This is a genomic window from Serratia sp. A07 (assembly GCF_058725505.1).
Genome location: NZ_JBZXDO010000034.1, coordinates 14,332 through 32,005 on the forward strand (window position 1 = coordinate 14,332; position 17,674 = coordinate 32,005).

Genomic DNA, 17,674 nt, shown 5'->3' on the forward strand with positions numbered 1-17,674 from the left:
CTGTAGATGGTGGGGGTTATTATGTTTTGTATTGGGCTCGTGAACGGAGCCCAACGCAAAACACACTATGACTTCTTCTTCACCGGACGTTGCCAGCCCTGAATGTGCACCTGCTTGACGCGGCTCAGCACCAGTTCGTTCTCGGCTATATCGCGCGTCACCGTGGTGCCGGCGGCGATGGTGGAGCCTTTGCCGACCGACACCGGCGCCACCAGCTGTGTATCGGAACCGACGAATACGCCGTCGCCGATCACCGTCTTGTGCTTGTTGGCGCCATCGTAGTTGCAGGTGATGGTGCCGGCGCCGATATTCACGTCATCGCCGATTTCGGCATCGCCCAGATAGCTGAGGTGGCCGGCCTTGGAGCCTTTACCCAGACGCGCCTTTTTCATTTCCACGAAGTTGCCGACGTGAGCCCCTGCCGCCAGCTCCGAGCCTGGGCGCAGGCGGGCGAACGGCCCCACGGTGCAGTCAGCCTCCAGCACGCTGTCTTCCAGCACGCTGTAAGGGCTGATCTCGCAGTCATCGCCAATCACGCAGTTTTTCAGCACGCAGCCGGCGCCGATTTTCACCCGGTCGCCCAGCTTGACGTGACCTTCGATAATCACATTCGCATCAATAGTGATGTCGCGGCCGTGAACAAGTTCCCCGCGCAGATCGAAACGCGCCGGATCCAGCAACATCACGCCGGCCAACAGCAGCTTTTCAGACTGTTCCGACTGGAAGACGCGCTCCAGGGTCGCCAGCTGCAGGCGGTTGTTCACGCCTTCCACTTCACTCAGGCGCAACGGGTGCACGGTTTCGATTTTCTTGCCGTCGGCATGGGCCAACGCAATGATATCGGTGATGTAGAACTCACCCTGTGCGTTGTCGTTATTCAACATCCCCAGCCAGCGCTTCAGATCGCGCCCGTTCGCCACCAGGATGCCGGTATTGATCTCGTTAATCTGGCGCTGCGCCTCGCTGGCATCCTTGTGTTCGACGATGCCCACCACGTTGCCCTGCTCGCGCACGATGCGGCCGTAACCGCTCGGATCGTCCAGCTTGACCGTCAGCAGCCCGATACCGCCCTGCGGCTTGGCCGCCAGCAGGCGTTGCAGCGTATCCACGGAGATCAACGGCACGTCACCGTACAGCATCAGCACGTCTTCATCGTCGGCAAAGTGCGGCGCGGCCTGCTGCATCGCATGGCCGGTACCCAATTGCTCGGCCTGCAGCACCCAGTTCAGCGCGCCGTCAGTCAACGTACTCTTCAGCAGATCGCCGCCGTGGCCGTATACCAGGTGGACATGTTGCGCGCCCAGTTTCATCGCGGCATCAATGACGTGCTGCACCATCGGCTTGCCGGCCAACGGATGCAACACTTTGGGAAGATCGGAATACATGCGCGTACCCTTGCCCGCGGCGAGGATGACCACGCTCATTGCGCTGTTCGACATAAGCAACCTGATAACTCCATTTTGATAGACGAAAGTAAAACCGTTTAGCGACGATATTACTACATATTTCTCATCACGAACCCGGCACAGGCCGCACGGCTCTTGGCCTGCCGCCATCATGGCCGATTCGGCTTCAGGACGAAAAAACTGTCGGCGATCGGCGACGTTTCCTTCCCAATATCAGGGGTTATACACCACACTGTCCGCCGGGCTGAAATGCTTATTTTAAAGTAAAAAAAAAGCGACCCTATAGGCCGCTTTCTTAAAGTTGGGTGCCAGGCACCCAAACATTACATCGCTTTTCTGGTGAGCTCGATAACGCGCAGTTTTGCGATCGCTTTCGCCAGTTCAGCGGATGCCTGAGCATAGTCGACATCGCCATGAGAGCTGCGAATGTGTTCTTCAGCTTTACGCTTAGCTTCCAACGCTCTCGCTTCGTCGAGGTCAGTACCACGGATAGCAGTGTCCGCCAGCACGGTAACCACGCTCGGCTGCACCTCTAGGATGCCGCCGGACAGGTAGATGAACTCTTCTTCACCGTGCTGCTTAACAATACGCACCATGCCAGGCTTGATGGCAGTCAGCAGCGGCGCATGGCCAGGGAAGATCCCCAGTTCACCTTCGCTGCCTGTCACCTGGATCTTCTGCACCAGGCCGGAAAACATCTGTTTTTCCGCGCTGACTACATCCAGATGGTAAGTCATAGCCATATCACCCTCCTCTCAAGGCGTTACAGTTTCTTGGCTTTTTCCACTGCTTCTTCAATGGTGCCAACCATGTAGAACGCCTGCTCCGGCAGGTGGTCATAGTCGCCGTCCATAATGCCTTTGAAACCACGGATGGTGTCTTTCAGCGATACGAACTTGCCCGGAGAACCGGTGAAGACTTCTGCCACGAAGAACGGCTGAGACAGGAAGCGTTGGATCTTACGCGCACGGGATACGACCAGTTTGTCTTCTTCAGACAGCTCGTCCATACCCAGGATCGCGATGATATCTTTCAGTTCCTGGTAGCGTTGCAGAATGGACTGCACGCCACGCGCTACGTCGTAGTGCTCCTGGCCAACAACCAGCGGATCCAGCTGACGGCTGGTGGAATCCAGCGGGTCAACGGCCGGGTAGATACCCAGAGAAGCGATGTTACGGCTCAGTACCACGGTTGCGTCCAAGTGCGCAAAGGTGGTGGCTGGTGACGGGTCAGTCAAGTCATCCGCAGGAACGTAAACGGCCTGTACGGAAGTGATGGAACCGGTCTTGGTCGAGGTGATACGTTCTTGCAGAACGCCCATCTCTTCCGCCAGCGTTGGCTGATAACCTACCGCGGATGGCATACGGCCCAGAAGTGCGGACACTTCGGTACCGGCCAGGGTGTAACGGTAGATGTTGTCAACGAACAGCAGAACGTCACGGCCTTCGTCACGGAATTTCTCCGCCATGGTCAGACCGGTCAGCGCAACGCGCAGACGGTTACCTGGTGGCTCGTTCATCTGGCCGTAAACCAGGGATACTTTGTCCAGAACGTTGGAGTCGGTCATTTCGTGGTAGAAGTCGTTACCCTCACGAGTACGCTCGCCCACGCCCGCAAACACGGAATAACCGGAGTGCTCGATCGCGATGTTACGGATCAGCTCCATCATGTTTACGGTTTTACCCACGCCCGCACCGCCGAACAGACCGACTTTACCGCCCTTGGCGAATGGACAAATCAGGTCCATTACCTTGATACCGGTTTCCAGCAGTTCCTGGGAGCTGGACAGCTCTTCGTAGCTTGGCGCCGCGCGGTGAATCGCCCAACGCTCTTCTTCGCCGATGTCGCCTTTCATGTCGATCGGTTGACCCAATACGTTCATGATACGGCCCAGGGTAGCTTTACCCACCGGCACTTCAATCGGGTGGTCCAGGTTGTTCACTTTCAGACCGCGACGCAGACCGTCGGAAGTCCCCATTGCGATACAGCGAACCACGCCACCGCCCAGCTGTTGCTGAACTTCCAACACCAGTTTTTCGGTGCCGTTTTCTACCTCAAGGGCATCGTACACTTTTGGTACGGCATCCTGAGGGAACTCGACGTCCACCACGGCGCCGATTACCTGGATAATCTTTCCAGTAGCCATCTTGAATCCTCTACGTAATTCGTAAACCTAGCTTAAACCGCGGAGGCTCCCGAAACGATCTCGGTGAGTTCCTGAGTGATGCTGGCCTGACGCGCCTTGTTGTATACCAACTGCAGCTCTTTGATCAGGCTACCGCCGTTATCGGTTGCGGCTTTCATCGCGACCATTCGTGCGGCCTGCTCGCTGGCCAGGTTTTCCACGACGCCCTGATAAACCTGCGACTCCACATAGCGGCGCAGCAAGGTATCAAGCAGCACTTTTGGATCGGGTTCATACAGGTAATCCCAAGGCGTTTTCTTCAGCTCTTCGTCATCGGCTGGCGGTAACGGCAGCAGCTGAAGCACCTGTGGCTCTTGGGACATCGTATTAACAAATTTGTTGCTGACAATGTACAGCTTGTCCAAACGACCTTCGTCGTAGGCCTGCAGCATCACTTTCACCGGCCCGATCAGATCCGACAGGGAAGGTTTGTCCCCCATGCCGGTCACCTGGGCAACCACGTTGCCGCCCACGGAACCAAAGAAAGAGGCCGCTTTAGAGCCAATCAGCGCCAAATCGGTTTCGACGCCTTTTTCGGACCAGGCTTTCATCTCCGCCAGCAGCTTTTTGAACAGGTTGATGTTCAAGCCGCCGCAGAGACCACGGTCAGTAGACACCACCAGATACCCGACGCGCTTAACGTCACGCTCATCCAGGTACGGGTGCTTGTACTCCAGATTCCCTAACGCAAGGTGACCAATCACTTTGCGCATGGTCTCTGCATAAGGACGGCTGGCCGCCATGCGATCCTGCGATTTACGCATTTTGGAGGCGGCGACCATTTCCATCGCTTTAGTGATCTTTTGCGTGTTTTGCACGCTAGCGATCTTACTACGTATCTCTTTTGCGCCGGCCATCTCTGCTTCTCCTCAGTGCCAGACGGCCTGCTGTCTTTCAACAGCAGGACCGTTCGGCGTTACCAGGACTGGGTTTTCTTGAAGGTCTCGAGGATGTCTTTCAACTTGCCCTCGATCTCATCATTGAAGTTGCCAGTTTGGTTGATGTGGTTCAGCAGTTCGGCGTGCTCGCGGTCCGCATAGGCGACCAGCGCGGCTTCGAAGCTCACCACTTTGGCGACTTCGACGTCGTTCAGGTAACCGCGTTCTGCGGCAAACAGCACCAGAGACTGTTGTGCAACCGACATCGGCGCATACTGTTTCTGTTTCAGCAGCTCGGTCACTTTTTGACCGTGGCTCAGCTGTTTGCGGGTCGCGTCGTCCAGATCGGAGGCGAACTGGGAGAACGCAGCCAATTCACGATACTGCGCCAGCGCGGTACGGATACCACCGGACAGTTTTTTCATGATCTTGGTCTGCGCGGCGCCACCAACACGGGATACGGAGATACCCGGGTTAACTGCCGGACGAATACCGGAGTTGAACAGGTTGGATTCCAGGAAGATCTGACCATCGGTAATCGAGATTACGTTGGTCGGAACGAACGCGGAAACGTCACCCGCCTGGGTTTCAATGATCGGCAGAGCGGTCAGTGAACCGGTTTGGCCTTTAACTTCACCTTTGGTGAAGGCTTCAACGTATTCGGCGTTAACGCGCGCTGCCCGCTCCAACAAGCGGGAGTGCAGGTAGAATACGTCGCCTGGGTAAGCTTCACGACCTGGCGGACGACGAAGCAGCAGGGAAATCTGGCGGTAAGCAACGGCCTGTTTGGACAGGTCATCGTACACGATCAGCGCATCTTCACCGCGGTCACGGAAGTATTCGCCCATTGCGCAACCGGCGTATGGCGCCAGGTATTGCAGTGCAGCGGATTCGGAAGCGGTCGCCACCACCACGATGGTGTTGGCCAGTGCGCCGTGCTCTTCCAGTTTGCGCACCACGTTAGCGATGGTGGACGCTTTCTGGCCGATAGCCACGTAAACGCATTTGATGCCGGAGTCGCGTTGGTTGATGATCGCATCGATCGCCAGCGCGGTTTTACCGGTCTGACGGTCACCGATCACCAGCTCACGCTGGCCACGGCCGATTGGAATCATGGCGTCAACGGATTTGTAGCCAGTCTGAACCGGCTGATCAACGGACTGACGCTCGATAACGCCTGGTGCGATAGCTTCTACCGGAGAGAAGCCGTCGTTCTCAATCGGGCCTTTGCCGTCGATTGGTGCGCCCAGGGTGTTAACTACGCGACCCAGCAGACCACGACCGACTGGAACTTCCAGGATACGGCCGGTGCATTTAACCTTCATGCCTTCGGCCAGATCCGCGTACGGACCCATAACCACGGCACCTACGGAGTCGCGCTCCAGGTTCAATGCGATTGCGTAACGGTTGCCAGGCAGCGCGATCATTTCGCCCTGCATAACTTCGGCCAGGCCGTGTACGCGGATGATCCCGTCGCTGACGGAAACGATAGTACCTTCATTGTGAGCTTCGCTCACTACATTGAACTGAGCAATGCGCTGCTTGATCAGTTCGCTGATTTCGGTGGAATTCAGTTGCATGCTCCAGTCCCCTTAAGACTGCAAGACGTCTGTCAGGCGTTCAAGACGACCGCGAACGCTGCCATCAATCACCATATCGCCGGCGCGAACAACGATGCCGGCCAGTACAGACTTGTCAATTTTGCAATTCAGCTTAACTTTGCGTGACAGACGTTTTTCCATCGCAGCGGCGATTTTCGCCTGCTGTTCGTCGCTCAGCGCGCTCGCAGAGAGCACTTCGACTTCGACGGTGGATTCCAGCGAGGCGCGCAGTTCGATGAACTGCTGCAGCACGGCAGGAAGAACCAGTAAACGTCCATTTTCGGCCATTACACGGATAAAGTTCTGGCCATGTTCGTCGAGCCGATCGCCACAAACCGCGATGAACGTCTTGGACAGCGTTTCTGGCGCGACCGCGCCAGACAGCAGTTCAGAAATCTGTTCATTGCGAGTGACTTCAGCCGCAAACGCCAGCATTTCCTGCCAGCGCTCTACGCTTTGGTGCTCAACGGCAAAGTCAAAAGCTGCTTTGGCGTAGGGGCGAGCTACAGTTACAAATTCAGACATCAGCCCCTCCCTCCTTACAGTTCAGCGACCAGTTTATCAACGATGTCGCTGTTAGCAGCTTCATCCACGGAACGTTCGATGATCTTCTCGGCGCCGGCAATTGCCAGCATCGCGACTTGCTTACGCAACTCTTCACGAGCGCGCTTACGTTCGGCTTCGATCTCAGCCTGAGCCTGCGCCACGATTTTGTTACGTTCCTGCTCGGCTTCGGCTTTCGCTTCATCCATGATCTGAGCTTTGCGTTTGTTCGCTTGCTCGATGATCACCTGAGCTTCTGCTTTAGCAGTTTTCAGCTGGTCGGTCGCATTGGCTTGCGCTAAGTCCAGATCTTTTTTGGCACGCTCTGCAGAAGCGAGGCCGTCAGCGATTTCTTTCTGACGTTTCTCGATGGCAGCCATGATCGGCGGCCATACGTACTTCATGCAGAACCAGACAAACAGAACGAACGCGATGGCCTGGCCGAGGATTGTTGCGTTAAGATTCACAGCACAATGCCTCTTTAAAAGTTAATAGTTTGGTTACGTCGTAGAGGGTTACTCTACTTACGCGACGGCGAACATCACGTACAGACCCAGACCTACAGCGATCATCGGGATGGCGTCGACCAGACCCATAACGATAAAGAACTGTGTACGCAGCAGAGGAATCAGGTCAGGCTGACGAGCAGCGCCTTCCAAGAATTTACCACCCAGGATGCCGATACCGATCGCAGCACCGATTGCCGCTAAACCCATCATCACAGCGGCAGCCATGTACAGCAGATCCATACTCAGGTTTTCCATGACAGTCTCCAGTTTGTTTCAGTTTAAAAGTGCAAGTGTTTTAAGAAAATCAGTGCTCTTCAGACGCCATCGACAGATAGACGATCGTCAGAACCATGAAAATAAAGGCTTGAAGCGTAATGATCAGGATGTGGAAGATAGCCCAAGGCAAGCTCAGGACCCACTGTGACCACCACGGCAACAGGCCGGCAATCAGGATGAAGATCAACTCACCCGCATACATGTTGCCGAACAGTCGCAGACCCAGTGAAACAGGTTTGGACAGCAGGCTGACACCTTCAAGAATCAGGTTGATAGGAATGAATACAGGGTGGTTGAACGGCTGCATGGTCAACTCTTTAACGAACCCGCCAACGCCTTTCATTTTGATGCTATAGAACAGAATCAGGATAAACACGCCCAGCGCCATCGACAGCGTGACGTTCACGTCGGCGGTAGGCACGACGCGCAGCGCAGGCAAGCCGAGATGAGCCCCGATGAACGGCAGGAAGTCTACCGGAATCAGGTCCATCAGGTTCATCAGGAACACCCAGACAAACACGGTCAGCGCCAGCGGCGCAATCACTTTGCTCTTGCCGTGGTACATGTCGCGCACGCTGCTGTCGACGAAACCGACCACCAGCTCCACGGCGGTTTGCAGTTTACCCGGCACGCCGCTGGTGGCGTTTTTGGCCACTTTGCGGAAAATAACTAGGAACAGAACCCCGAGGACGACGGAGAAAAACATCGAGTCGAGGTTAATCGACCAAAACCCAGTCCCGACCTGAAGCTGCGTCAGGTGGTGACCGATATACTCCTGTGGACTGTTGTATCCCTCTGCAGACATGATGCCTCTACCCTTTATTTAGTTAATTTCGGTAACTGTTAATCACGGCCGGTGCCACTATCTGCACCACTAACACCGCTAAATAGGTCAGGCCAAGCGGTATAAACTCCGCCTTGAACACCCCCAGCGCCACGATCAGCAAAACGATGGTGATCACGACCTTTAGCCCCTCGCCGATGGCGAACGACCAGGCAACCCTACCGGGCGCCGGCGTTTGCGCCTGATGGCGCAAGGCAAACAGCATAAACATTGCACTCGGCAACCAGGCGGCGAGACCGCCTGCCAGCGCCGAAGCGCTCCATTCCGGGCTTTTCAGCCAGAAAGCAACGCTGATCAAAACAAAAGTCATTAACTGCAAAAACAGCAGTTTGCGTGCGACTTTCCCGCTGTAAAGGGACACAGACATGACGTTTGTTCTCTCCGTACCCCAGAGGGGGTATGCTGAGTGACGTATACAACTGTTTTTGCTGTCCTGAGTCAAGCAGCAAAAAACGAGCAAATTATACGGGGCATACCAACGAATTCAATCGATAAGTAGCGAAAAGGTGAACAATTATTTAAATTTCCCTATTCCAGCCTATTTTCACAAGAAAACGGTCGGAATAATAGGGCGCATTTAATTGTCTGATTATTCCAGCGTTGCGTTTAGAAACGCGAAGCCGATCACAGTAATGTCCCTTCCTGATTTATAGCCGATGGTCAACCAAACCGTCTTTAGCAATTTGAGCGATCAAAAGATTATATAAATCAAAACATTATCAGTTAACTGTTCAAAAACAATCCGTATACCCGATGAAAACCTTTTATTGACAAGCAGCGGGGCAATATTCCAACAGCCAATTAACATTAGCAGCAAACGCCAATCTTTCGCACATGATTGCTAACGTGACTATTTCCAAATGCAATTACTCTATTGTCGCTAATTAGCCGCGTTTTTTGTGTTAATAGGAAGTAAATTAACTAAAAAAAGCGGCCAACTAATTAGCCTGCTTACCTTTCTGCCTGGTACTGCCTTTAATTCACGCTTGTTTGATCAAAAGCAAACTCAGTTTGCCTTAAGAATCACCAGATGGCGTTCGCCTTCCAGTTCAGGCACCTGCAGCCGCACGATAGACTCCAGGCTAACGCCTGCAGGCAGCTGCGTCAGCTCTTCATCCGGGCGCACGCCTTTCAACGCGTAAAAACGCCCCTGCCCTTTCGCCGGCAGATGATGGCACCAGGACAGCATATCCTGCAGCGAAGCGAACGCGCGGCTGATCACGCCATCGAACGGTGGCTCGGCCGGAAACTCCTCAACGCGGCTCTGCACCGGCTCGATATTGTTCAGGCCCAGCTCATGCTGCACCTGACGCAGGAAACGCACACGCTTACCCAGGCTGTCGAGCAGCGTGAAATGCGCGTCCGGGCGCACGATCGCCAGCGGAATGCCCGGCAACCCGGGGCCGGTGCCGACATCGATAAAACGCGAGCCCTGCAGATGCGGGTTGACCACGATGCTGTCGAGGATGTGGCGCACCAGCATTTGCTGCGGATCGCGCACCGACGTGAGGTTATAAGCCTTGTTCCATTTATCCAGCATGCCGACATAGCCCAGCAGCTGCTGTTTCTGCTGATCGGGCAGCTCAATGCCTGCTGCCGCAAGCAGCGAGTCTAATTTTTTTTGCACAACGGATCCTCTGGCAGGCGCTGAACGACCAGCGGATGGTTAGCTGGCGCAATGAGGCGACTATGATAATTCAGGGCGCAAGTGATGTCAGCGGCCGTTTGGCTACGGGATGAACAAACGGCCGCCTGGATGCGAGATTTATGCGCTGCGGCGCAGCAGTCCCTGCTTTTTCAGCCAGATCAGCAAAATCGAGATCGCCGCCGGCGTAATGCCGGAGATACGCGAAGCCTGGCCGATGGAGTTCGGTTTGTGATCGTTCAGCTTGGCGATCACCTCGTTCGACAGCCCCGAAACCTGACGGTAATCGAGATCCAACGGCAGCACGGTATTCTCGTTGCGCTGCTGTTTTTCGATCTCTTCCTGCTGGCGAGCGATGTAGCCTTCGTATTTGACCTGGATCTCGACCTGTTCGGCAGCTTGTACGTCGTCCAGCGGCGGCGCGAAGACGTCGGTGCCGGTCAACTGCACGTAATCCATCTCAGGGCGGCGCAGCAGCTCTTCGCCGTTCGCTTCACGCGACAACGGCGCTTTCAGCAGCGCATTGACCTGTTCGACGTTCTCGGCGTGCGGGTGCATCCAGATGTCGCGCAGGCGCTGACGTTCGCGTTCGATTCGCTCCAGCTTCTCGCTGTAACGCGCCCAACGCACATCGTCCACCAGGCCCAGTTCACGGCCTTTTTCCGTCAGGCGGAGATCGGCGTTGTCTTCGCGCAGCATCAGACGATACTCGGCGCGTGAGGTAAACATCCGGTACGGTTCTTTGGTGCCGAGGGTGCTGAGATCGTCCACCAGCACGCCCAGATAAGCCTGATCGCGACGTGGCGCCCAGCCTTCCTGTTCGTCGGCGAAGCGCCCGGCGTTCAAACCGGCCAGCAGGCCCTGCGCAGCGGCTTCTTCATACCCGGTAGTGCCGTTGATCTGGCCGGCGAAGAACAGCCCCTGAATGAATTTGCTTTCCAGCGTCGGCTTCAAATCGCGCGGATCGAAGAAATCGTACTCGATGGCGTAACCAGGGCGAATAATACGCGCGTTCTGCATGCCTTCCATCGAACGGACGATCTGCATCTGCACGTCGAACGGCAGGCTGGTGGAGATCCCGTTAGGGTAAATCTCGTTGCTGGTCAGGCCTTCCGGTTCGAGGAAGATCTGGTGCGCGTTGCGATCGGCAAAGCGCATGACCTTGTCTTCGATCGACGGGCAGTAACGTGGGCCGATCCCTTCGATGATCCCGGCATACATCGGGCTGCGATCGAGGTTATTGCGGATCACGTCATGGGTTTTTTCATTGGTATGGGTGATGTAGCACGCCATTTGTTCCGGGTGCTGGCTAGCATCGCCCAAGAACGAGAATACCGGCACCGGCGTATCGCCGTGTTGTGGCGCCAGTACGCTGAAATCGATAGTGCGAGCGTCGATGCGCGGCGGCGTACCGGTTTTCAAGCGGTTAACGCGCAGCGGCAGTTCTCGCAGGCGCTGCGACAGCGAGATTGAAGGAGGATCCCCGGCGCGGCCGCCGCTGTAATTCTCCAGGCCAATATGGATCTTACCGTCCAGGAAAGTGCCGACGGTCAATACCACCGCCTTGGCGCGGAATTTCAGGCCCATTTGGGTGACGGCGCCCACTACGCGATCGTTTTCGACGATCAGATCCTCAACGGGTTGTTGGAAGATCATCAGGTTGGGTTGGTTCTCCAACGCGGTACGGATCGCCTGGCGATACAGTACGCGATCCGCCTGAGCGCGCGTGGCGCGAACGGCCGGGCCTTTGCTGGCGTTTAGTATCCTAAACTGGATGCCGGCATGGTCGATCGCCGTGGCCATCAGGCCGCCGAGTGCATCAATTTCCTTAACCAGATGCCCTTTACCAATACCGCCAATCGCCGGGTTGCAGGACATCTGTCCCAGCGTATCGATATTGTGTGTCAATAATAAAGTCTGACGTCCCATGCGTGCCGCGGCCATGGCGGCCTCGGTCCCTGCATGGCCACCACCGATGATGATGACGTCAAATTGATCTGGATAAAACATGGAACTGCACCTCGCCGTATTGCGAACGATCGTTATTTGCCCTGGGGTGGGGGATTCTACTCAAGTTTAGACGATCGACCAAGTGGTCAGGATCGTAGGTAATTAAAAGAAGATCTTTTTTATTTAAAGATCTCTTTATTAGATCTCTTATTAGGATCGCGATCCTCTGTGGATAAGTGACTATTCACGATGAAGATCAGCAGATTAAGGAGGATCGTTTGCTGTGAATGATCGGTGATCCCGACGCAGATAAGCTGGGATCTAAAAGGCTTGTTATGCACAGGACAAAAAGCGCACTACGGTTGTTATTGGGATAACTACGGCTTTTACCCTGCTTTTAAGTATAGTTATCCACAATCATTCGCACGATCTTTAGGCGAATTAGAGTAAATTAATCCAGTTTTTTACCCATTCCTCGGCCGGATCCTCGGGAATTTCATGTTCGGTCACGTCGATCTCGAGACGATCGCCGATCCTTTTCGCGCCTCTGGCGATCAACAGATCGTCGATCTGTTTGATCGCACCGCAGAAGGTGTCGTATTCCGAACTGCCCAAACCGACGGCGCCGAACTGCACCTCGGAAAGATCCGGCTGTTGTTCGGCGATCTGCTCCAGCAACGGCTGAAGGTTATCCGGCAGTTCGCCGGCGCCGTGCGTGGAAGAGACCACCAGCCAGCGACCGGTCAACGGCAGCTCATCCAGTTCAGGGCCGTGCAGCATCTCGGTAGAGAAACCCGCGTCTTCCAGCTTTTCAGCCAAATGTTCAGCCACGTATTCGGCGCTGCCAAGCGTACTGCCACTGATCAGAGTAATGTCTGCCATGAACCAACGATCCCAACCTTCTCACTCAAAGTGGCTGCATTGTACGCTGTGAATCGGCTGGGATCTACCTGTGGATAATGTGGGTATGCAATTTGGCGGGTTACGGCACGATGGTGCGCATAATGGGGTTCTGCAGCGAGATCAGCGTTTCGGTAGACTGGATCTCGTCGATGGTCTGGATCTTGTTGATAAGTACCTGTTGCAGCGCGTCGATCGATCGGCACATCACCTTGATAAAGACGCTGTAGTGGCCGGTGGTGTAATAGGCTTCCACCACTTCTTCCAGGCTTTCCAGCTTCTTCAGCGCCGAAGGATAGTCTTTGGCGCTCTTTAATATGATGCCGATAAAGCAGCACACGTCATAGCCCAGCTGTTTGGGGCTGACGTCGATGCGCGCGCCGGTGATGATCCCGGCCTGTTTCATCTTCTCTACCCGCACATGAATGGTGCCGGGGCTGACGGCGAAGTTTTTCGCCAGTTCGGCGTACGGTGTGCGCGCGTTGTCCATCAGTGCGTTGAGGATGCCGCGATCGAGATTATCGATCTGATAAATTTCCGCCATTTAATCCCCCATTAATTAACGATTGTTGAATTCTGTCCGGGTAAAAATGAACGATTAAAAGTGAAAAGGCAATATTGATTAGTGGATATTGAATTGGCGTATCATTTTGTTGCTTAATCGATGGCAACAGAGACAGGTTTACAAGAGATACGGCAATGAATAAACAGTTTATCCAAAAACAACAACAAATCAGCCAGGTCAAATCCTTCTTCTCCCGCCAGCTGGAGCAACAGCTCGGTCTGATCGAAGTGCAGGCCCCGATCCTCAGCCGTTTGGGCGATGGCACGCAGGATAACCTCTCCGGCAGCGAGAAAGCGGTGCAGGTTAAGGTCAAAACCCTGCCGGACGCCACCTTCGAAGTGGTGCATTCACTGGCGAAATGGAAACGCAAAACCCTGGGGAGTTACGATTTCGGCGCCGGCGAAGGCCTGTACACCCATATGAAGGCGCTGCGCCCGGATGAAGATCGCCTGACGCCTATCCACTCGGTGTACGTCGATCAGTGGGATTGGGAGCGGGTAATGGGCGATGGTGAGCGCAGCCTGGACTACCTGAAAAGCACCGTGCGCAGCATTTACGCCGCCATCAAGGCGACGGAGGCGGAAGTCAGCCGCGAGCATGGTCTGACTCCGTTCCTGCCGGAACAGATCCACTTTGTGCACAGCGAAACCCTGCTGCAGCGCTACCCGGATCTGGACGCCAAAGGGCGCGAGCGGGCGATCGCCAAAGAGCTGGGCGCGGTATTCCTGATCGGCATCGGCGGCAAGCTGTCGCACGGCAAATCGCACGATGTGCGGGCGCCGGATTATGATGACTGGACCACGCCGGCGGCGGATGGCCTGGCGGGCCTGAACGGCGACATCGTGGTGTGGAACCCGGTGCTGCAGGACGCTTTCGAGCTGTCCTCTATGGGCATCCGCGTCGACGCCGCCGCGCTGAAACATCAGCTGGCGCTGACCGGTGACGAAGAGCGCATGAAGCTGGAGTGGCACCAGTCGTTGTTGCGCGGCGATATGCCACAGACCATCGGCGGCGGTATCGGCCAGTCGCGTTTGGTGATGCTACTGTTGCAACTGTCGCATATCGGCCAGGTGCAGTGCGGCGTGTGGTCGCCGGAAGTGCGCGGGGCGGTCGAAGGCCTGCTCTAACCGCCTAGCGCCGCCAGCGGCGCATCAAACGGCTTTTCAGCCCGGTATCAAAGCGCCAGATATGATCGAAGATGCGCATGATGCCGGGTTTGCCGTAGGCGGACATCGCCACCGCATGGAAACGCTGCTGGTGGCTTTGCTGCTGCTGTTTTACCTTCTTTATTACCTCCTCCGGCAATCGCTGGGCGATAAAATCGGAAATGATCACCGCATCGGCGTCGAACCAGCCGCTTTCCGCCATTTTGGTGACGGTGGCGTTCAGGCAGGCCGCCAGATCGGTGCCGCCGCGAAACTGCTGGCCGAGAAAGCGCACCGCCTGTTCGATGCCGCTGGCGGCGGTGAGTTCGTAATGCACGATCTGGTTGGCGAACAGCATGATGTAGCAGCGGCGGTTGTCCGCCAGCGCAATGCGCAGCAGCGCCAGGCAGAACGCCTTGGCGCACTGTTCGTTGAAGCCGCCCATCGATCCTGAGGTGTCCACGCAGACGATAAACGGCCCGCGCGGCTGTTGATCCTGCTGCTGGTGGGTGACCTGGCGGATCAGGATCTGTTCCTGCCAAACGTCGCCCTGCAGGCGGTAGCTCAGCAGCCGCTTTTCCAACAGGCGGCGATAAAACTCGAACTCCAGCTCTTCAATCCCCAGCGTCGCCAGCTCCGGCGGCAGCAGGCGCAGGATGTCATCGCTTTGATGAATGCCGCTCACTTCTTCCGGCAGCGTGGCCGGCACCTGTACCATGACCCTGAACGGTTCGGGCTGCGCGTCCTGTTGCTGCACTGCCTTGGCCTGATAGCTGCGGCCCAGCTGCTGCGCCAACTTTTTCAGCTCTGGCTGCTGCTGCAAAAAGTTGCCGTACTCTACCAGCCGTTGGTAATCACCGCGCTGCAGCTGGCCTTTGCTCATGTCCCACAGCCTGCCGGCGGCGGTGTCGTTCTCCGACAGCAGCGGCTCCAGCGCGCCGCTCAGCGCCAGGCGCTCCTGCAGTTCCGCCATCAGCTGCTCGCGCTCTTGTTCCAGCAGCTGGTGGTGCAGCATGGTGGCCTGCAGCGTCAGGCTGATGCGCCAGCGCTGCAAGAATAGGGTTTGGAAGCTGTCGTCCAGCGGATGATTGGGCAGATCGGCGGCGTCCACCAGCGCGCGCGCCTGTTCATAAAACGGCGAGACCAGCTGGCGCAGCAGCTCCATCGTGTCGTTGAGGTTGTGATAGAACTGGGTGTTATTCTCCAGCTGGCACTGTTGGTAGCGGTAAAATTCCTGCGCCAGCGCCGGCGGCACCATGGCCTCCTGCAGACGCTCCTTGAGCTGCAGTTTCCAGCGTGGCAGATCGCGATCCAGCGCCCGGCGAATGGCCGGAAACTTTTTAAAGAACACCGACAGCTGCGGCGCCGCCAGCATGCCGACGATCATCTCCTCGATCATCTCGCCTTCGGTGATCGCCAGCAGCAGATCGAGCGTCTCCAGACTGAGCATGGTTACTGGCCGCGCATTTGCTGCAGTTGCTGTTTAACCTGCTCTGCCACCTGCAGCAGACTGGCTTCGATCTTGGCCAGGCCGGCGGCGGGGGTGAACAGACAGGGCTGATGCTGGCTGAAGGCGCGGCGCTGCTCCGCCAGGCGCTGGGCCAACGCGTCCATTTCATCCAGCAGCGCCTGCGGCGTGGCGGTGGCCTGTTTGCCCGGCAGCGCCAGCAGCGAAGGCTGGCGGCTGACGTCCAGCACCGTCAGGTGCAGTTGGTCGTCGACCTCCAAATCGATCGGCTGCGCGAAGCCGATGCCGTTCAGCTTGGCGCGCACGTCGCCGCCTTTTTGCAGCCAGTTATCCAGCACGCTGCTCTCGATGCTCAGATGGTTGACCTGAATGTCATGCAGCTGCAGCGGTTTTTGCAGCAGCAGAGTGAGAGTGCCGCCGGCGAACGGCGTGGCCGGCGCGTATTGCGGTTTGCGGCTGAACATGCCGCCCTTTTTCACCAGGCTGATGGCCTGCCGGTCGCTTTGTTGTTGCTGATCCTGCAGCCAGCGGGTGTGGATTTGTTGCAGTTGGATCAACATCGACTGCTGCTGATAGGCCGATTCGGTCAGCAGCTGATCGATCTGCTGTTGCAGCAGTTTCAGCGAGGTGAGATCGTGCCACAGGCAGTCTTTCAGCAGCATCAGGTCGAGCGGGGCGATGGCGTCGCGCCCGCTGAAGAAGGCGCAGGCCTGCAGCAGGCGCAGGGCCTTTTTCCAGCGTCGGTCGGAGACGTACGGCGCCTGTTCCAGCGCGTCCAGCCGCTGGCGCAGCTGGAAAATCAGCTCAAAGCAGGCTTCCGGCAGCGCCACCTTGTCGATCTGCGGTTGCCACTGCAGAAACTCTTCATCGCTGACGCTCAGCGCCGCCGGCACCGGGTTTTGGCTCTCGTTCTGGCGGTTGACCAGCAGCGAGCGGAAATTCTGTTTATCCTGCACCTTGTCCAGCCACAGGCGGATCAGCATGCGGTCATACAGGGCTTCGAGGCTGTTGTCTGCTTCGGGCAGTTCGTTGGAGGCGGTGACCAGCAGGCGCAGCGGGATCGGTTCTTCGCTGTTGCCGTTGCGAAAGCGCCGTTCGTTGATCGCCGTCAGCAGGGTGTTGAGGATCGCCGGGCCGGCCTTCCAGATTTCGTCCAGAAACACGATCTCCGCTTCCGGCAGGTAGCCGGTTGTCAGGCGCTGATAGCGCCCTTCATCTTTCAGCGCCTGAATAGAGAGCGGGCCGAAGACCTCTTCCGGCGTGGAAAATCGCGTCATCAGGTATTCAAAGGAACGGGCGTTGCGGAAGGCAAACTTCAGCCGGCGCGCGATCAGGCTCTTGGCGATGCCGGGCGGGCCGAGCAGGAATACGCTTTCGCCGCTCAGCGCCGCGAGCAGGCACAGGCGGATCGCTTCTTGCCGCTCATAAAGACCGCTCTCCAGCGCGCTGCTGAGGCGGGAAATTCGTTCTGCCAGAAGGGATGATGGCGTCATATAATTGTCGCATTGTCCGAGAGTTAGCCAATCTTGGTCGATAATCCGATGATACACCACCATTATTTTTAGTGGTATAGCTTATTGATTAGTAATATTTTTCTAAGCTGTGCCGGATATCCGATTCACATTTTGTTTATTTTTCGGCTCTGATATAAGGGTAGGCAAGGCGTATAAATGGTGCATACTGTGCGGCTTTCTGGTGGGCGTGACGGATCTTTGAGCCCGTATTTTGCCTGATGCGGATGCATCGCTAACGGATGTTC

At 56.3% G+C, this 17,674-nt stretch carries 17 protein-coding genes; 1 reads left to right on the top strand and 16 read right to left on the bottom strand.

Translation table 11 applies throughout. The annotated features are described in order from the left end of the window. Nucleotides 1–65: 65 nt before the first annotated feature. From glmU to asnC, 14 genes are all read right to left on the bottom strand, one after another. The gene (gene glmU, locus AC4PR2_RS23155) at nt 66–1,439 is read right to left on the bottom strand and encodes a bifunctional UDP-N-acetylglucosamine diphosphorylase/glucosamine-1-phosphate N-acetyltransferase GlmU (RefSeq protein WP_197803889.1); all 1,374 of its coding nucleotides are present in this window, start codon (nt 1,437–1,439) and stop codon (nt 66–68) included. A 290-nt stretch (nt 1,440–1,729) separates the two neighbouring features. Continuing rightward, a complete protein-coding gene (locus tag AC4PR2_RS23160; protein ID WP_004933814.1) occupies nt 1,730–2,149 on the bottom strand; it encodes a F0F1 ATP synthase subunit epsilon in 420 nt (139 codons plus the stop codon). A 20-nt stretch (nt 2,150–2,169) separates the two neighbouring features. Further along, complete coding sequence (gene atpD / locus AC4PR2_RS23165; RefSeq protein WP_004933813.1) at nt 2,170–3,552, bottom strand: F0F1 ATP synthase subunit beta; 1,383 nt, start codon at nt 3,550–3,552, stop codon at nt 2,170–2,172. 32 nt (nt 3,553–3,584) lie between these two features. Next, on the bottom strand, nt 3,585–4,448 hold the full coding sequence (atpG, locus tag AC4PR2_RS23170; protein ID WP_004933811.1) for a F0F1 ATP synthase subunit gamma: 864 nt from the start codon (nt 4,446–4,448) through the stop codon (nt 3,585–3,587). Between the two features lie 59 nt (nt 4,449–4,507). Beyond that, nucleotides 4,508–6,049 carry a F0F1 ATP synthase subunit alpha gene (gene atpA / locus AC4PR2_RS23175; RefSeq protein ID WP_004933808.1) on the bottom strand — a complete coding sequence of 514 codons (1,542 nt, stop codon included), beginning with the start codon at nt 6,047–6,049 and terminating at the stop codon, nt 4,508–4,510. Nucleotides 6,050–6,061: 12 nt separating this feature from the next. Next, nucleotides 6,062–6,595 (bottom strand): F0F1 ATP synthase subunit delta, encoded by a 534-nt coding sequence (gene atpH / locus AC4PR2_RS23180; protein WP_033649565.1) that lies wholly within the window; start codon nt 6,593–6,595, stop codon nt 6,062–6,064. A gap of 14 nt (nt 6,596–6,609) precedes the next feature. Further along, on the bottom strand, nt 6,610–7,080 hold the full coding sequence (atpF, locus tag AC4PR2_RS23185; RefSeq protein WP_004933804.1) for a F0F1 ATP synthase subunit B: 471 nt from the start codon (nt 7,078–7,080) through the stop codon (nt 6,610–6,612). 57 nt (nt 7,081–7,137) lie between these two features. Continuing rightward, nucleotides 7,138–7,377 carry a F0F1 ATP synthase subunit C gene (gene atpE, locus AC4PR2_RS23190; RefSeq protein WP_004093904.1) on the bottom strand — a complete coding sequence of 80 codons (240 nt, stop codon included), beginning with the start codon at nt 7,375–7,377 and terminating at the stop codon, nt 7,138–7,140. Between the two features lie 49 nt (nt 7,378–7,426). Further along, nucleotides 7,427–8,203, bottom strand: coding sequence for a F0F1 ATP synthase subunit A (atpB, locus tag AC4PR2_RS23195; RefSeq protein ID WP_025304740.1), 777 nt, complete (start codon nt 8,201–8,203; stop codon nt 7,427–7,429). A 22-nt stretch (nt 8,204–8,225) separates the two neighbouring features. After that, nucleotides 8,226–8,609 carry a F0F1 ATP synthase subunit I gene (gene atpI, locus AC4PR2_RS23200; protein WP_025304739.1) on the bottom strand — a complete coding sequence of 128 codons (384 nt, stop codon included), beginning with the start codon at nt 8,607–8,609 and terminating at the stop codon, nt 8,226–8,228. Between the two features lie 639 nt (nt 8,610–9,248). Continuing rightward, complete coding sequence (gene rsmG / locus AC4PR2_RS23205; RefSeq protein WP_047729585.1) at nt 9,249–9,869, bottom strand: 16S rRNA (guanine(527)-N(7))-methyltransferase RsmG; 621 nt, start codon at nt 9,867–9,869, stop codon at nt 9,249–9,251. 138 nt (nt 9,870–10,007) lie between these two features. Next, complete coding sequence (gene mnmG / locus AC4PR2_RS23210; RefSeq protein ID WP_443014790.1) at nt 10,008–11,897, bottom strand: tRNA uridine-5-carboxymethylaminomethyl(34) synthesis enzyme MnmG; 1,890 nt, start codon at nt 11,895–11,897, stop codon at nt 10,008–10,010. Nucleotides 11,898–12,278: 381 nt separating this feature from the next. Further along, nucleotides 12,279–12,719: an FMN-binding protein MioC gene (gene mioC, locus AC4PR2_RS23215; protein WP_016929621.1), complete on the bottom strand. Its 441-nt coding sequence runs from the start codon at nt 12,717–12,719 to the stop codon at nt 12,279–12,281. 100 nt (nt 12,720–12,819) lie between these two features. Further along, nucleotides 12,820–13,281, bottom strand: a complete 462-nt coding sequence (gene asnC, locus AC4PR2_RS23220) for a transcriptional regulator AsnC (protein ID WP_004933786.1) — start codon at nt 13,279–13,281, stop codon at nt 12,820–12,822. 155 nt (nt 13,282–13,436) lie between these two features. On the opposite strand from asnC, the gene asnA reads away from it, so the two are divergent. After that, the gene (asnA, locus tag AC4PR2_RS23225) at nt 13,437–14,429 is read left to right on the top strand and encodes an aspartate--ammonia ligase (RefSeq protein ID WP_492175538.1); all 993 of its coding nucleotides are present in this window, start codon (nt 13,437–13,439) and stop codon (nt 14,427–14,429) included. 4 nt (nt 14,430–14,433) lie between these two features. Here asnA and viaA read toward each other — a convergent pair whose 3' ends face one another. Next, nucleotides 14,434–15,897, bottom strand: coding sequence for an ATPase RavA stimulator ViaA (gene viaA / locus AC4PR2_RS23230; protein WP_049200559.1), 1,464 nt, complete (start codon nt 15,895–15,897; stop codon nt 14,434–14,436). Nucleotides 15,898–15,899: 2 nt separating this feature from the next. Beyond that, nucleotides 15,900–17,408, bottom strand: coding sequence for an ATPase RavA (gene ravA / locus AC4PR2_RS23235; RefSeq protein WP_087762477.1), 1,509 nt, complete (start codon nt 17,406–17,408; stop codon nt 15,900–15,902). Nucleotides 17,409–17,674: the final 266 nt, after the last annotated feature.

Coding starts and splice junctions, on each gene's coding strand:
- glmU (WP_197803889.1), bottom strand. CDS start 1,439: ATGTCGAACAGCGCAATGAGCGTGGTCATCCTCGCCGCGGGCAAGGGT.
- AC4PR2_RS23160 (WP_004933814.1), bottom strand. CDS start 2,149: ATGGCTATGACTTACCATCTGGATGTAGTCAGCGCGGAAAAACAGATG.
- atpD (WP_004933813.1), bottom strand. CDS start 3,552: ATGGCTACTGGAAAGATTATCCAGGTAATCGGCGCCGTGGTGGACGTC.
- atpG (WP_004933811.1), bottom strand. CDS start 4,448: ATGGCCGGCGCAAAAGAGATACGTAGTAAGATCGCTAGCGTGCAAAAC.
- atpA (WP_004933808.1), bottom strand. CDS start 6,049: ATGCAACTGAATTCCACCGAAATCAGCGAACTGATCAAGCAGCGCATT.
- atpH (WP_033649565.1), bottom strand. CDS start 6,595: ATGTCTGAATTTGTAACTGTAGCTCGCCCCTACGCCAAAGCAGCTTTT.
- atpE (WP_004093904.1), bottom strand. CDS start 7,377: ATGGAAAACCTGAGTATGGATCTGCTGTACATGGCTGCCGCTGTGATG.
- atpB (WP_025304740.1), bottom strand. CDS start 8,203: ATGTCTGCAGAGGGATACAACAGTCCACAGGAGTATATCGGTCACCAC.
- atpI (WP_025304739.1), bottom strand. CDS start 8,609: ATGTCTGTGTCCCTTTACAGCGGGAAAGTCGCACGCAAACTGCTGTTT.
- mnmG (WP_443014790.1), bottom strand. CDS start 11,897: ATGTTTTATCCAGATCAATTTGACGTCATCATCATCGGTGGTGGCCAT.
- mioC (WP_016929621.1), bottom strand. CDS start 12,719: ATGGCAGACATTACTCTGATCAGTGGCAGTACGCTTGGCAGCGCCGAA.
- asnC (WP_004933786.1), bottom strand. CDS start 13,281: ATGGCGGAAATTTATCAGATCGATAATCTCGATCGCGGCATCCTCAAC.
- asnA (WP_492175538.1), top strand. CDS start 13,437: ATGAATAAACAGTTTATCCAAAAACAACAACAAATCAGCCAGGTCAAA.
- viaA (WP_049200559.1), bottom strand. CDS start 15,897: ATGCTCAGTCTGGAGACGCTCGATCTGCTGCTGGCGATCACCGAAGGC.
- ravA (WP_087762477.1), bottom strand. CDS start 17,408: ATGACGCCATCATCCCTTCTGGCAGAACGAATTTCCCGCCTCAGCAGC.